This window comes from Shinella sp. G-2 (genome assembly GCF_050172695.1).
Classification (GTDB): Bacteria; Pseudomonadota; Alphaproteobacteria; order Rhizobiales; family Rhizobiaceae; genus Shinella.
The window spans coordinates 39,009-52,801 of the sequence record NZ_JBBEYH010000026.1 but is presented as its reverse complement, the minus strand read 5'-3'; the positions used below and the strand labels follow the sequence as shown (position 1 = coordinate 52,801).

The following is a 13,793-nucleotide window of genomic DNA, read 5'->3' as shown; positions in this document are numbered from 1 at the left end:
ACTTTGAGGCCTATTCGAATGTACTGAATTAGGCGCAATTTCTGGGTGCAGGCAGGGTGGATTTTTTTTAGTTCTGCTGTGTCCGGCATCCGCAAGACTGCGACGAATGCGGCCGGCCAGCCCCGAATTGGGGCGGGCTCAAGGCAGGTTGGCGACCGGAGATGTGCCAGGACGGCGCACCATGTTCAGGAGCTTTCGCAGCAAGGGCCGTTCGGTGAGAAGGGTGAGGAGACTGTAGATCACCCCGCCGAGCGCCATGCCGATGCCGACCTGCAGCACGGGATGTAGAGGCTGGACGAGGGAATGATCGAGCGCATTGCGCACCGCAAGCGCCATCAGCCCGGCGGTAAGCATGGGGCGGATCGAGCGGTAGAAGCCGGACAGGAAAGGCGTTCCATCCGCCCGGAACACGATCCAGGAATAGCCGACGAGCACTGCCGCATTGACGAGGCAAAGGGCAACCATGGCCGCGATGAGCGTGCCGCCATAGGCGCCATAGGCGACGACGGCGGTCGTTGCCACCGCACGGCCGACCGCCCACCAGAAGAGCGCGCTGCCGTGGCCGGAGCCCTTGAGATAGGGAATGAAGGTGCTGCACGGCGTCAGCAATCCCTTGGAAAGGGCGAGCAGCCCCAGAACCGGCCAGGCGGCAGCCCATTGCGGGCCGAAGAGCAACAGCATGGCGGGCTCGGCGATCGCCCAGAGACCGAACATCATCGGCGCAAGCAGCAGGGTCGTCACCTGCGTGCTGAGCATCAGCGCCTGCGAGCGGCGCGCGCGGTCGTGCATCATCGCGCTGAAGGCCGGGAAGAGCACGCCCATGACGCCCGACAGCACCACCTGGTTCGGAATGCTGGAAAAGCGGTTGGCCGCGGAATAGGCGCCGGCATCGGCAAGGCCGAGGAAGCGCGAGATCACCACCATGGGCGACTGGAAGGTGACGAAATTGGCGACTTCAGATCCCATAAGACCGAGGCTGAAGCGGGTCAGCCGGACGACGCTCGCGGCATGAAACCTGAAGCGCGGCAGGTAGCGCGAGACAAAAAACAGGCCGGCAAGCCGGATGATGCCGGCGACGAAGAGCTGCGCCACCAGCGCGAAGACGCCAAAGCCGGCAAGCGCGAGAATCACCGCGGCGATGGCGGCGACCGATTCGGAGATCATGCTCCACAGCGCATCCCGGCTGAACTGCATGCGTCGGGCCACCAGCGCATAGGCGACGTCGCCGGCAAGCTGCAACGGAATGAGCAGGCACATGAGCCTCAGCAGCCAGGCCGCGTCCGCCGCGCCGAACCAGTCGGCGAGCGGCTCGGCGAAGACGTAGAGCCCCGCCGCCATCAGGAAGGCGAAGGCGAGATTGGCCCAGAAGACGGAGTGGATCGTCGCCTCTTCCTCCTTTTCTTCGAGGATCAAGGCGGAGGCGAGACCCGCTCCGCCGATCATCGCCAGGAACTGCACGACGGCGAGCGCGACGGCAACCGCACCGAACTCTTCCGGGCTCAAGAGCCGGGCCAGAATGGGCACGGTGACAAATTTAAGCCCGAATGTGCTTGTCTTGGATAGGACGCTCCAGCCGACATTTCGCGTTACCGACCTCGCGTTCACGGACTGGGACATGGAGGATTCCTCTGTCAGAAAAGGAGCCTCGACGCGACAAAAAGCCTGCGCCGGAAACGGCCGCGCCCCGGTGGGAGGAGACCAGACGAACCTCTTTCTAGAGAAACCACAGGGACGAAAAGATGGCGAAGCTGACAATTATCATCCCCTTCTACCAGAAGGAGCCGGGCATCCTGAGGCGTGCGCTCACCTCTGTTTTTGCTCAGGAATTCAGGGATTTCGACGTGATCGTCGTCGATGACGAATCCCCCTATCCGCCGGATGGCGACCTGATCGCCTTCAGCGAGGATGAGCAGGCGCGCGTGCGGGTGATCCGCCAGGAAAATGCCGGCCCGGGCGGCGCGCGCAATACCGGGCTCGATCATGTTTCCGATAGAACCGACTTCGTCGCCTTCCTCGATTCGGACGACACCTGGACGCCCGGTCATCTCGCCGTCGCCCACGCCGCGATGACGCATTTTTCCGCCGATTGCTACTTCGCCTCGATCACCGGGGGCGACGCCTTCTACTACCATTTCGGCATCGAGGATCTGGAAAAGACCGAAGCGACGGTGCGCCTCAACAACGATCCGCTGCTGATCGAGATTCCCGATCTCACGCAGGTCATGCTCAAGAACTGGAGCTTCCTGCATCTGTCCTCCATGGTCGTCGCCCGCCCGGTCTTCGAGCGGATACGCTTCGACGCGGCGCTCCGGCTCGCGGCGGAGGACGTGCTGTTCTTCTGCGACTGCGTGCTTGCCGCCGGGCGGGTGATCCTGAGCGGCACGGCCGGCGCGGTGCGTGGGGAGGGCGTCAACATCTTCCACGGCGTCGATAACGACTCGCCGCAATTCCTCAGCCAGCAATTCAACACCTGGGTCGCACTCGACCGTATGGAAAGCCGCTTTGCCGAACGTCCGGCCGAGGTCGCCTCGCTGCGCTCCTACAAGCAGACGGCGCGCCAGCAGGCGCTTTGGAGCCAGGCCCGGCGTGTCAGGCGCCGCAAGCTGCCGCAGTTCGACATGCTGGCCCGCTGGGCGGTGCGCGATCCGCGCATCCTTGCGAGCGTCGTCGGGCTCGCCGTTGGCAAGTTCTCCCGCTGAGCCGTTTTGTTTTTCGCATTGTGCGGTGCCGTTTCGGCCGGACATGCCCAAAGGAGGTTTGAATGAAGCCCTACTACTGGGAATCGCAGCACGGCAATTTCGGTGACGACCTCAATCTCTGGCTCTGGGATTTCCTGCTGCCGGGACTGCGCGAGGCGCATGCCGATGTGCTGCTGGTCGGCGTCGGCACGGTACTGAACGACGCCCTGCTGCCAAGGGAGGGCCGCAAGCTGGTGCTCGGCAGCGGGTTCGGCTACGGCACCCTGCCGGATATGCGCGACCGGGACCAGTGGGACCTGCGCTGCGTGCGCGGCCCGCTGACCGCGGCAAAGGTCGGCGTGCCGGAAGAACTCGGCATCATCGATCCGGCGGTGCTGGTTGCCGACATGCCGGAGTTTTCCAACCTGCCGAAGCGCATCAAATGTGCTTTCGTTCCCCATTGGGAATCGGCGGTGGCTGGCCTTTGGCCGGTCGTCTGCGCCACGGCGGGCCTGCACTATATCGATCCGCGTGGCGAGGCCAAGGACGTGATCCGGGAGATCGCCGGATGCGAATTGATCGTTGCAGAATCCATGCACGGCGCCATCCTCGCCGATGCCTTCCGCGTGCCCTGGGTGGCGGTCAGCACCTCGGCCAATATCAACGGCTTCAAATGGCGCGACTGGGCTGCGACCGTGGATGTCGATCCCGCGGCCCGGCGCATCCCGATTTCCACCCGCGCCGAGGCGATCATCAAGGGCGCCCGCTTCTGGGGTGTCGACTATGACGGCGCGACGCATGCGGCCGGCGAGGGGGAGGCGGTCGTGCTTCAGGCCGCGCCCCGCACGGGCCTGCGGCTTGCCGCCAAGCAGGTCCTTGCGGCCCCGTCGACACTGGCCCTTTGGCAGGCGAGCCGGGCGGAGCCGCAACTCAGCCGGGATGCGCGTCTTTCGGATCGGAAGGAGCGGCTCTACGAGGTGCTGGATGGGGTGCGGCGGGACTATCTCTGAGCGTGGAGAACGCTGCTGTCCATGCCGTCAGCGGTCTTCTCCCCGCCGGTGGGGAGAAGGCCTTTCCCTCCGGCAAGGGCGGTCTACGACTGCCCTGCGGGCAACAGATAACGCAAGCCTTCTTGCGGAACTGACGGCTCCGGCCGCACGCGTCTGTGCGCCGCTTCCAGCTTGTCGCGCAGGATGCCGCGGGCAATGGCCGGCATCGCGGCGGGGTTTTCGACGGCATAGGCAAGGGCTGCTCCCGCCCCGCCGTCACGCTTGCGGTCGAGGAAGTGGCGCAGCGCATGGCGCTGACCGATCTGACGGCAGTGGCGGCGCATCGCATCGGCCGCCTCGGAGGGCACGTTGCCGGTAGCGAGGATCGTGCGCTCGGCTGCGTGCAGTGCTTCCAGGTCTTTCGTGCGGTGCTGTCCGCTGAGCGAATTGGGTCGCACCACCGCGCCGTAGCCGCAGCTTTCGATGACCGTGTAGCGGGCGCCGGCGAGAAGGGCGCGCACGTAAAGCTCGTAATCCTCGCCGAGCCGCATGTCCTCGCGATAGTCGAGGCCATGGGCTTCGAGGAACGCCCGGCGCATGACCGGTTTCAGGAACCCGAGTTCGCCGCGTGGCGCACCGCGGCGGGAGATGTTGCCGAGAATGAAATCCTTCAGGTCGAGCCGGCGCGGATGCGGGGCGAAGTCTTCCGGCTCCCGCCCGGAATCGGCGTCTTGCATGAAGGCGATGTTGTCGGCGATGAAGTCCCAGTCCGGGCAGGCCAGCATGCGGCGGAAGCGGCCGGGAAAGAAGAAGTCGTCGGCATCGAGAATGCTGATCAACGGCGCGCGGGAAACCGCGATGGCATGGTTGCGGGCGGCGGAGGGGCCGCGATTGGTGCGGAAGCGGATGATGTCGAGCCGCCGGGTCGTATCGTCGGCGGCGGCGGCCGCCGCAAGGGTCCGGTCGTCCGATGCATCGTCCACCACGACGACCTCATCGACTTCAGGCTCCGCCAGCGCCGAGCGCACGGCCCGGCCGATCGTTTCCTCCGCATTCTTCGCGGCAATGATGACGCAGACCTTTTCATCCGGGGTCACGATATACCTCTCTTCCTGCATTGAACCGTCTGCGCGGGCTTGCCCGCGCTGCAATGCAGCATGAAAGGGAAAGGGGGCACAAAAACGGCCCTGCCGGATCACGGCCCGTCAGGGCTTGGAGTGGCCCGGCTCGTTCATCGGAACGGAGACTTTGGGTTTCGCCTTCTCGAGCTCGGGTTTCGCTCGCCCTAGCTCGGTGTCTGCCTTGCGCGCCTTCGCGGCGCGCCAGACGAGATAGAGCGTTGCGAGGAAATAGCCGACCTGGATGAGCACCGCGCAGATCAACGTCTGGAGGGCGGTGGTCGCGATGGAGCCCGTGCTGATATAAGTGACCACGGCGAAGGCCACGAGCGCGATACCCATGCTCAGGAAGAAGCGTGGCGCATAGGCCATGCTGTCCCGCCATTTCGTTTCCGGCGCACGTTTCATCGGTGGTTGCCTTCTCCCTGGAGGCTCGTTCGGACTATAGGTTTCCGCGCAATCGCGTGCAATCACCAGGATTAACCAGTGCGAGGCGGAGCCTGTTCCGATCCTTCCCCATTTGTGTTGCGCTTCCGTTAAGGGCGGGTTGTGGCCCCTTTCGAGAATCGCGCCGGCCTCCTTTCTGCCCCGATTTTGCCGCCCTTCCGACGGCTGCGCCGGAAAATGCGCCGAATGGGCGAGTGCGCCGATCCGTGCGGTAGCCAAGGGGTTGCGACGCCCACGGCGGCCGATCACCTTTTGTTACAGTATGAGCTTCTCCTCATGGATTGAATGTGCGGTGCAAAATAATATTGCAGCGCAAAATTTTGTTACGATCCCACGTATCTTTTCCTGTTTTGTCGCGTATTTAGGGATTGCACCTGTATAAATTCGTAAATCCGGCGATGCGCCGTCGTTTAAAAGAAGTGATTGTGGATCGATAGATCGAAAAAGCCGCGCTTCTCTCAGGATTTTTCGGCTTCAAGGTGAAATTCATTACTTGCGCTATGCTTCGATAGATAAAATTTTAGGATATTAAGATTTCCTGAAATTCCGTGGCGGGAAACTAATTCCGTGAGGGGCGCTACGAAAAACAAACTGTGACCATACACTCCGCATTGGATGTCCGGACGCGTCCGAGGGACCCGACCATATCGCAAATCCAATGGAGCCACCTCTATGAAGTCCGCGAGCAGATCGGCCAGTTCGCCGTTTTTCAGTTCGATTACCGGCGCTCCGCCGGTAGGGGGGATATCGAAACGGAGCTTTGATATTCTGATGGCGCTTGCCGCCCTTGTCGTGCTCAGCCCGATCTTCGTGCTGGTCATGGCGCTAGTGAAATATTCCGACGGCGGCAGCGTCTTCTACGGCCACCGCCGCATCGGCTACAACGGGTCCACCTTCCGGTGCCTGAAATTCCGCACCATGGCGGAGAACGGCGATGCCCTTCTCCAGCAATATCTGGAGCAGAATCCGGAGGCGCAGGAAGAATGGCGCGCCACACGCAAGCTGCAGGACGACCCCCGTGTCACCGTTGTCGGCACGGTCCTGCGCAAGCTCAGCCTCGATGAACTGCCGCAGCTCATCAACATCCTCAAGGGCGAGATGAGCATCGTCGGCCCGCGCCCGGTGGTGGAGGACGAACTGGAGCTCTACGAGGCCTCCGCCGTCTACTATCTGCGCAGCCGTCCCGGCCTGACAGGCCTCTGGCAGGTCAGCGGCCGTAACGATGTCTCCTATGCCGCGCGTGTCGCCTTCGATACGCACTATGTCCGCAACTGGTCGCTGACCTCCGATCTCGTCATCGTCGCCCGCACCATTCCGGCCGTCTGCCTGTCGCGCGGCAGCTACTGATCACCAAAGGATAGGATTCCCATGAAGACGATTCCGAACGCGGCTGCGGCCGCCGTCGCTGCGAGGATGCTCGGCGGCCTCGCCCTGACCCTGTTGTTGGTCTCCTCGGCCTCGGCCGAAGAGTATCGGCTCGGCGTGATGGACAAGCTGCGCATCCGCGTTGCGGAATGGCAGACCGCCGAGGGCGCCATACGCGACTGGAGCGCCGTCAGCGGCGACTACAGCATCGGCGCGGACGGTGCGCTGTCCCTGCCGTTCATCGGCCAATTGCCGGCCGATGGCCGCACGCCCGGGGAACTCTCGGTGGAGATCGGCAAGAAGATGCAGGTGCTCTTCGGCCTCAAGGATCTGCCCTCCGCCTCGGTGGAGATCGCCGAGTATCGGCCGGTCTATCTGTCCGGCGAAGTGCAGACGCCGGGAGCCTATCCCTATGCGCCGGGGCTGACCGTGCTGAAGGCCGTCAGTTTTGGCGGCGGGCTGCGCCGGGCCGATCCCGGCCAGCGTTTCGCCCGCGATTTCCTGCGTTCCGAGGGTGAGGCCGCCGTCTATGTCGCCGAGCGCAATCGCCTGCTGATCCGTCGCGCGCGTATCGCCGCGGAAATGAGCGGTGCCAAGGACATTGCGATGCCGAAGGAACTCGGCACGTCGGACGAGGCGCGTGCGATCCTGGAAAGCGAAAAGGCGTTGATGGCTTCGCGGGAAAAGCGGTTGCGATTGCAGTTGACGGCACTTGCCGACCTGAAGTCGCTGCTCGACAATGAAATCGGCTCGCTCGGCAAGAAATCCGAGACGCAGACCCGACAGTTGGAACTTGTCCAGGGTGACCTTTCCAAGATGGATGTGCTGGCCGAGAAAGGCCTTGCCATCAGCTCTCGCCGCCTTGCGCTGGAGCAGCGCACGGCCGACCTTCAGGCGGCCCTGCTCGATATCGATACGGCTTCGCTGAAGGCCAAGCAGGACATCAACAAGGCCTCGCAGGACGAGACGAACCTTCAGAACGACTGGGACTCCCAGCTTGCCCAGGAACTGCAGAACACCGAGCAGGAACTCGATACGCTGGCGCTGAAACTCGGCACGAGCCGCGACCTGATGTCCGAGGCGCTGATGCAGTCGGCCGATGCGGCGAACCTGAAGGGCGGCCTGTCCGCCGCCAATATCGGCTACTCGATCCTGCGCACCGTCAAGGGCAAGACCGAGCAGATCCGCGCCACCGAGACGACCCCCGTCCTGCCGGGCGATGTCGTCAAGGTCGACGTCAACCTCGCGACGCAGTGAGGCTGTCATGCGGATTGCGAAGGCGCGCCTGATCGGACCTGTCGGCAACGAGGCCTATGCGGCCTTTGCCGTAGCGCTCTCCTTCTTCGTCTTCGCCTATTCCTTCCGTTTCGGTCAGGTGTCGATCCTTGCCTACTACGCCCTGTGGCTGCCGCTCGTCGCAGTGGATTACAAGCGCGTGCTCGGCAATTATGCGCATTACCTCTGGATCTTCGCCTTTGCGCTCTTTGCCTGCCTTTCGGTCTTCTGGTCGCAGGCGCCGGGCGTCAGCGCCCGGGCGGCGGTGCAGTACCTTTCCCACGTCGTTTGCGCACTGATCGCCATGCGTGTCGTCGATACCCAAACGCTGGTGCGCGGCGGGCTGATCGGCACCGGGCTGGTGCTGCTCTTCTCGCTCGTCTTCGGCGTCTATCATCTGGATCCGCTCGATGGCACCTATAGCTTCGTCGGCGCCTTCGCCTCCAAGAACCAGCTCGGTTTCTACGCTTCGCTCGCCGTTCTTTTCGCCTTCGCCGCGCTCTTTCTCGGCGTCGAACGCGGTCTCTGGAAGCTTGTCGCGGTCGGTGCGGTTCTGGTGGCGCTCTATTGCCTGAAAGCCTCGCAATCGGCGACATCGGTGTTGACGACCGCCGCCGTGGCTGGCCTCTGTCTGTCGCTGCGCATGCTTGAAATGCTGGCGCCATTTCACCGCAAGATGCTGTTTACGGCGCTTTCCGTGCTGATCGTTCTCGGCGGCCTCGCCGCCATCTATGGCGGCGGTTACGAAATGATCCTCGGCGCCTTCGGCAAGGACGCGACGCTGACCGGGCGCACCTATCTATGGCAGCAGGGCATTGCGGCAGCGGGCGAGGCGCCCGTCGTCGGCATCGGCTATCAGGCCTTCTGGGTACAGGGTTTCGCCGAGGCGGAGCGGCTCTGGGCCGATTTCTTCATTTCGACGCGCAGCGGCTTCCACTTCCACAATACGTTCATCGCCGCGACGGTGGAAACCGGCCTGATCGGCTGCTTTCTCCTCACCATGGTGCTGGTCGTCACGCTCGCCGGACATCTCGGCCGGCTTCTATCCGCGGTGCGGGACGGGGAGGCGCTGGTGCTGTTCACCGTCGCGGCGCTGCTCGCGGTGCGCACCTTCGTGGAGATCGACATCCTCAATCCCTACCATGCCGGCTCTTTCCTGCTCTATTTCGCCGCCGGCAAACTGACGGACGGGCGAAGGCGTCCTGCCCTCCAGACGCGGCCGGAGCGATTGCCGATGCATCGCGGGCGCGGAGCCATGGCCGCATGACGCCCGCTGCCCCGACGCAACCGAGCGGAACACTCTACGGCATCCAGTATCTGCGCGCCTTCGCGGCGCTTGCGGTCGTGTTTTTCCACGCCGCCGAACGCAGCGGCTTCGCCTTCGCGATCGGCGCCGCCGGCGTCGACGTCTTCTTCGTCATCAGCGGCTTCATCATGTGGGTGATCGTCGAACGACGCCCCGTTTCACCCGGCCGTTTTCTCAAGGAGCGGCTCCGGCGCATCGCGCCCGTCTATTGGCTGGCGACCACGGTCATGATTGCGGGCGGGGTCGCCGGCCTGTTCCCCAATCTGGTGCTGACGGCCAGCCACGTCATGGCGTCGTTCTTCTTCGTGCCCATGCGCTCGCCGAGCAGCGGTGAGATCTGGCCGGTGCTCGTCCAGGGCTGGACGCTCACCTACGAAATGTTCTTCTACGGGGTGTTCGCCGCCTGCCTCTTCCTGCCGGCACGCCTTCGCCTTGCGGTTGTGGCGCTGGTCTTTCTCTGCGCGGTGGCGCTCGGTTTCGCGATTGAAAGCGACAATGCTCTCTTCGTAACCTATACGCGGCCGATCATCCTGGAATTCGTCGCCGGCATGCTGATCGGCCAGTTTTGGCTCGCCGGGAAGGTTCCGGGCCGCCCGCAAGCGCTCGCCCTCATCTTCGCGTCGCTGGCAGGTTTCGCGGCGATCGCCGCCCTGAAGCTGCCTTTCGATGAATGGACATGCGGGCCGCTTGCGATAGCCCTCGTCTACGGCACGGCATCCCTCGAAAGAAGCGGCGATATTCCCCTGCTGAAGTTTCCGGCGCTGCTGGGCGCGGCGAGCTACTCGATCTATCTCTGGCACACCTTTGCGATTTCCGTCGCGGCAAAGGCCGGTGCGAGCCTCGGCCTCTCACCTCCCATCACCTTTGTTGTCTCGGCCTGCACCGGCATCGCGGTGGGGCTCTGTGCCTATGTCCTCGTCGAGCGCCCGCTCCTTAAAGGCAGGAACATTCCTCTCACACGCTGGCGCCCCTGGTCCTCTCCAGGCACCCAGCGGCGTGCATGAGGTTTCCCGGCGGGCATCTTCGGTCCCTCAGTCTGCGTCGACATTCAAGATGGCGATGATCCGTTCCACGCTCTTCGTGGGGCACGAATAATAGATGGTGTGACCATCCCTGCGGCTACCGACGAGCTGGTGCTGGCGCAGTTTGGCGAGATGCTGGGACAGGGCGGATTGGCTGAGGTTCGTTTCCCGGGCCAGGGCTCCGACGCTCCACTCCGCCATCGATGTCAGGAGCAGGATTTCCAGTCGCTTGGGATTGCCCATGGCCTTTAGAATGGACGAGTGGCGTTCGATATCGTCGTTGCCGTCCACTCTTTTTCCTTCCGCCGCTGAGAATGTTGCCAAGTCTTAAGTCGATGTTTCCGCAGGTATATCACGGCTTTGGCCGGCTCACAGGCGCATCGGCGTGACGAATTTTCACTCACTTGATGGAGGATCATCCAGAATGCCGGATGGTCCATCACGCGCTTTTCGAAAACTCTGGACGTTCGTCCTGTCCCTCGACGACCATGCGCCGGACCCAGTTGGTGAAGTTGCGGATATCGGGCTCGTTCCGCCGGGCATGCTTGACGTTGAGATAGTAGGTCCGACCCGAGGGCATGGGCAGATCGTGCCAGAGCTGAAGGTCTTTCGCCGCCAGCCGGGCCTCGGCAAGGAAACGCGGCACGAGCGCAAGGCCAAGGCCATGCGTGGCCATTTCGAGGGCGAAGAGATAATGGCTTGCGCCGAGCACGGCCGCCCGATCGAGCAGGTCCTGCCGCTGGAGAAGGCCGAGATAGTTCCGCCAGTCGTCCAGGAACGTGCGGTCTTCCACGTCCGTCGTGATCAGGATGGGGCTTTGCTCCCGGCTGCGCGCCACCTGCGCGGCCGTACCGACGGCGATCAGGTTTTCGGCGAAGAGTTTGGTGCTCCAGAATCCGTCCTTGATGGGGGTCGTCGTGAAGAAGACGTCAGCGACCGCGTCGCTCAGTTCCGGCTGGTAGCCCTGCAGGCTGATCTGCAGCCGGCACTCGGTGCGTTGGGCGTATCGCTCGAGCCGGGGGATCAGCCAGCCGGGGCCGAACGAACTGCACATGGCGACGCGCAAGGTCGGGTTCGCCTCGCAGATGCTGCTTTGGATCGAATTTTCGATCTGGGAGAAGGCGAAGGAGAGGGATTTGGCAAGCTTGATGCCGCGGGGCGTGAAGGTGAGGTTGCGCCCCGTCTTCTCGATCAGTTCCTCGCCGATCTGCATGCGCAAATAGCGCAATTGGTGGCTGATAGCGCTGCGTGTGATCGCCAGCTCCTCCGCCGCCTTGGCGATGGAAGAATGCCGATAGATGCATTCAAACACCTGAAGCGCCCTGATATTGCAGTGCATTGTCGTGGTTCCCCATTCCTTGCCGGCCAGTCGGCATGCGATGCCCCGGCCGCATGCGGCGCCTATGCTGGATCATGTAGCGCGCCGCTGCGGAAACGAAAGCGCAAGGCGGACAAAATTCGGATCCGCATCGCCGGCGAATATGTGAATTTTCCTCAACACTATGAGATTTCTCGATGCGTCCAGCTCATCTTTTTCGGGTCGTTCGGCGATGGCGTCCAAAAGACGGATGGTGTGCAGCCGAACACAAGCGTCAGGAAATCGTTTCCGTCGCCTCATGGCGCTGGACGAGAGAGGCAATCCCGTCATTCAGCAGCCGAACGAGGCTTCGGCTCGTCACGATGGGGGAAACTTCAAGCGTCTCGATGCGGACCGGCGCCCATTCGGCTCCATCCCGCATCACCTCGTTGCGCAAGATGCGTACCGCCTGCCGTGCCTCGTCAAGGCTTTCGAAGAAAGCGCCGGGCTGGTCATGGCGGGTCGTGGGATCCAGTGCGACGACGGAGTAGGTGTACACGATCATGGGGTGGCTCGGGCTGGCTGCGCTTCGGTCGGCGCAGTATTACCTTGCCCTTCAACCATGAGAATGGGGGAGGCGACAACATCCATTAAGGCTTTTATCGTTGTCGATAATTCAAGTGCATGACGCGCACTCACAACCTGGTCCTGACGCAGTGGATTCTTGAGCCGGCCTATTCAGCCACCCGGCTGCTGCCGAGCGTCTTTTCGAACAGCGCGCTCATTGCCTTTGCGAGGTCGTCCTTGAACGTGGCCTCGATGAACATGTCCTTGCTCGAACAGGCGCCGAGCCTCTTGCCGATCTCGCTCTGGAAAGGGCTGATCCAGCGCCTGTACCAGCTATCGTCCGGCAGTGGCAGGTATGTCGTGTAGAGGATTGCGACATCGATCCCCTTCTTCTTGGCCGTGTCGCACACCTTGTCGTCGAGGGGTTCCTGGCAGACCCCGCTCGAGGGAACCTTGGGCTTTGCGCAGTCCTGCTTCCGGCTGTTTTCCAGACCATCGGTCACGACGATAATTGTCTTGAGCGGATTGGCGGCGCTTTTCCCCGTTCCCTGGTTGCCCATCAGGTCGACGAGCGTGGACATGGCTGCGAAGAGCTCGGTTCCGGCGTGATCGCGTTCCCCATGCCGTCTCAGGGACATCAGTTGCAGCGTGCTCAGGTTTTCCTGAAGCGCCTTCGACGGATAGGCCATCTCGGAGAAGAGTGTCAATTGAGGTGTGCTGATCTGCGAACCGAGATTGTACATCGCGAAACGATACTGCGAGGGATAGGTCCGTTTTTCCTCCGACGTCTCGATCATCACCTGTGCGGCCTTTTCGAGGAGGTCGATCCGGAGCTTGATCTTGTTTGCCCGGGCGATCTGGTAGTTGTCCTGGCCGCCCGTTTCCGTGGTGTGGCATGCAAACGCGCATTTGCCCGAGGTCTTCTTTTCCATCAGGGCTATGTCCTGCACGGTCGCGGCGACGCCCATGGAGGGAGAGTTGTCCAGCAGCACGTAGTAATCCCGGAACAGCGGCAGGGGCGTCGTGACGGTCGCGATCCCGGAGACGGCGATGAGCTCATAGCCGAAAATCCGCGAGAGGGTCGTCGGCACCGAGGCCTTGTAGATCATCGTGGCGAGAAGGGCGCCGTCCTTCCTGTTCGTCTTGATCGTGTCGATGGCGATATCCTTCGCGAACCTGCTGTCGTGCATCGCTGCCTTGAAGAAGGCTTCGACCTCCGTCGTCGGGGCGGCGACCTCCCCTTCGGCATTGCTCTGCAGCGCGAAAGCCATGATCTTTGAGCTTGGCGCGACACCGTTGAGGAGCGCGGCATCCGCTGCATCCTGCAACTGGGATTTGACCAGAAGCGCCTGGGAGACATCAAGAGCGATCCCCGCCGCGCCGATCAGCGCCGGCATGATCAGGGCGGCCATGATCGCGAAATTGCCACGGCGGCAGTTGGGCAGGCGGGCAAGCGATCTCGGGTTCATCCATTCCTCCTCATGACGGCGCCATTGGAGGTTTGAAAGATTGAAAGCCGTACCAAGACTTTGTGAGCGATAATCAAGCTTTTGCGGCGGATTCATCTGCCGGCGAATGCGCGCTGCTTCGGAAAGACCGGCTTTGCAGGCACGCGCGAGCGCCAACCGACAATCGCGCTCCCGGTGATGAGAATGTCTCATCTGACATATGTCAATTCTTCAAGGAAGCCTGAGGAGCATACGGGTGCGGCTTGTCGGCCGTGGCATCT

The 13,793-nt window shown here is 62.7% G+C and carries 13 protein-coding genes; 6 read left to right on the top strand and 7 right to left on the bottom strand.

The features are described 5' to 3' along the window. Positions 1–138: 138 nt before the first annotated feature. The gene (locus V8U06_RS24820) at positions 139–1,617 is read right to left on the bottom strand and encodes a lipopolysaccharide biosynthesis protein (protein WP_427142954.1); all 1,479 of its coding nucleotides are present in this window, start codon (positions 1,615–1,617) and stop codon (positions 139–141) included. 122 nt (positions 1,618–1,739) lie between these two features. On the opposite strand from V8U06_RS24820, the gene V8U06_RS24815 reads away from it, so the two are divergent. Together V8U06_RS24815 and V8U06_RS24810 are read left to right on the top strand one after the other, a co-directional pair. Next, entirely contained in the window at positions 1,740–2,699 is a 960-nt protein-coding gene (locus V8U06_RS24815) for a glycosyltransferase family 2 protein (protein ID WP_427142953.1), read from the top strand. Positions 2,700–2,761: 62 nt separating this feature from the next. Next, complete coding sequence (locus V8U06_RS24810) at positions 2,762–3,688, top strand: polysaccharide pyruvyl transferase family protein (protein WP_427142952.1); 927 nt, start codon at positions 2,762–2,764, stop codon at positions 3,686–3,688. Between the two features lie 83 nt (positions 3,689–3,771). Here V8U06_RS24810 and V8U06_RS24805 read toward each other — a convergent pair whose 3' ends face one another. Then, positions 3,772–4,785, bottom strand: coding sequence for a glycosyltransferase family 2 protein (locus V8U06_RS24805; RefSeq protein WP_427142951.1), 1,014 nt, complete (start codon positions 4,783–4,785; stop codon positions 3,772–3,774). Positions 4,786–4,872: 87 nt separating this feature from the next. Beyond that, positions 4,873–5,193 carry an exopolysaccharide production repressor protein gene (locus tag V8U06_RS24800; RefSeq protein ID WP_427142950.1) on the bottom strand — a complete coding sequence of 107 codons (321 nt, stop codon included), beginning with the start codon at positions 5,191–5,193 and terminating at the stop codon, positions 4,873–4,875. Positions 5,194–5,904: 711 nt separating this feature from the next. Here V8U06_RS24800 and V8U06_RS24795 point away from each other — a divergent pair. The 4 genes from V8U06_RS24795 to V8U06_RS24780 all read left to right on the top strand — a co-directional run bounded on the left by V8U06_RS24795 (position 5,905) and on the right by V8U06_RS24780 (position 10,182). Beyond that, a complete protein-coding gene (locus V8U06_RS24795) occupies positions 5,905–6,579 on the top strand; it encodes a sugar transferase (RefSeq protein WP_427142949.1) in 675 nt (224 codons plus the stop codon). 66 nt (positions 6,580–6,645) lie between these two features. Further along, on the top strand, positions 6,646–7,854 hold the full coding sequence (locus tag V8U06_RS24790; protein ID WP_427142979.1) for a polysaccharide biosynthesis/export family protein: 1,209 nt from the start codon (positions 6,646–6,648) through the stop codon (positions 7,852–7,854). Positions 7,855–7,861: 7 nt separating this feature from the next. After that, a complete protein-coding gene (locus V8U06_RS24785; protein WP_427142948.1) occupies positions 7,862–9,139 on the top strand; it encodes an O-antigen ligase family protein in 1,278 nt (425 codons plus the stop codon). Further along, positions 9,136–10,182, top strand: coding sequence for an acyltransferase family protein (locus V8U06_RS24780; protein ID WP_427142947.1), 1,047 nt, complete (start codon positions 9,136–9,138; stop codon positions 10,180–10,182). Before V8U06_RS24785 ends, V8U06_RS24780 begins: the two co-directional genes overlap by 4 nt. 27 nt (positions 10,183–10,209) lie before the next feature. Here V8U06_RS24780 and V8U06_RS24775 read toward each other — a convergent pair whose 3' ends face one another. The 4 genes from V8U06_RS24775 to V8U06_RS24760 all read right to left on the bottom strand — a co-directional run bounded on the left by V8U06_RS24775 (position 10,210) and on the right by V8U06_RS24760 (position 13,533). After that, positions 10,210–10,491: an ArsR/SmtB family transcription factor gene (locus V8U06_RS24775; protein WP_427142946.1), complete on the bottom strand. Its 282-nt coding sequence runs from the start codon at positions 10,489–10,491 to the stop codon at positions 10,210–10,212. Between the two features lie 148 nt (positions 10,492–10,639). Continuing rightward, complete coding sequence (locus tag V8U06_RS24770) at positions 10,640–11,539, bottom strand: LysR family transcriptional regulator (protein ID WP_427142945.1); 900 nt, start codon at positions 11,537–11,539, stop codon at positions 10,640–10,642. Between the two features lie 253 nt (positions 11,540–11,792). After that, complete coding sequence (locus tag V8U06_RS24765; protein WP_427142944.1) at positions 11,793–12,062, bottom strand: hypothetical protein; 270 nt, start codon at positions 12,060–12,062, stop codon at positions 11,793–11,795. A 169-nt stretch (positions 12,063–12,231) separates the two neighbouring features. Beyond that, positions 12,232–13,533, bottom strand: coding sequence for a TadE/TadG family type IV pilus assembly protein (locus V8U06_RS24760; RefSeq protein WP_427142943.1), 1,302 nt, complete (start codon positions 13,531–13,533; stop codon positions 12,232–12,234). Between the last annotated feature and the right edge of the window lie 260 nt (positions 13,534–13,793).

Coding starts and splice junctions, on each gene's coding strand:
- V8U06_RS24820 (WP_427142954.1), bottom strand. CDS start 1,617: ATGTCCCAGTCCGTGAACGCGAGGTCGGTAACGCGAAATGTCGGCTGG.
- V8U06_RS24815 (WP_427142953.1), top strand. CDS start 1,740: ATGGCGAAGCTGACAATTATCATCCCCTTCTACCAGAAGGAGCCGGGC.
- V8U06_RS24810 (WP_427142952.1), top strand. CDS start 2,762: ATGAAGCCCTACTACTGGGAATCGCAGCACGGCAATTTCGGTGACGAC.
- V8U06_RS24805 (WP_427142951.1), bottom strand. CDS start 4,785: ATGCAGGAAGAGAGGTATATCGTGACCCCGGATGAAAAGGTCTGCGTC.
- V8U06_RS24800 (WP_427142950.1), bottom strand. CDS start 5,193: ATGAAACGTGCGCCGGAAACGAAATGGCGGGACAGCATGGCCTATGCG.
- V8U06_RS24795 (WP_427142949.1), top strand. CDS start 5,905: ATGAAGTCCGCGAGCAGATCGGCCAGTTCGCCGTTTTTCAGTTCGATT.
- V8U06_RS24790 (WP_427142979.1), top strand. CDS start 6,646: ATGCTCGGCGGCCTCGCCCTGACCCTGTTGTTGGTCTCCTCGGCCTCG.
- V8U06_RS24785 (WP_427142948.1), top strand. CDS start 7,862: ATGCGGATTGCGAAGGCGCGCCTGATCGGACCTGTCGGCAACGAGGCC.
- V8U06_RS24780 (WP_427142947.1), top strand. CDS start 9,136: ATGACGCCCGCTGCCCCGACGCAACCGAGCGGAACACTCTACGGCATC.
- V8U06_RS24770 (WP_427142945.1), bottom strand. CDS start 11,539: ATGCACTGCAATATCAGGGCGCTTCAGGTGTTTGAATGCATCTATCGG.
- V8U06_RS24765 (WP_427142944.1), bottom strand. CDS start 12,062: ATGATCGTGTACACCTACTCCGTCGTCGCACTGGATCCCACGACCCGC.
- V8U06_RS24760 (WP_427142943.1), bottom strand. CDS start 13,533: ATGAACCCGAGATCGCTTGCCCGCCTGCCCAACTGCCGCCGTGGCAAT.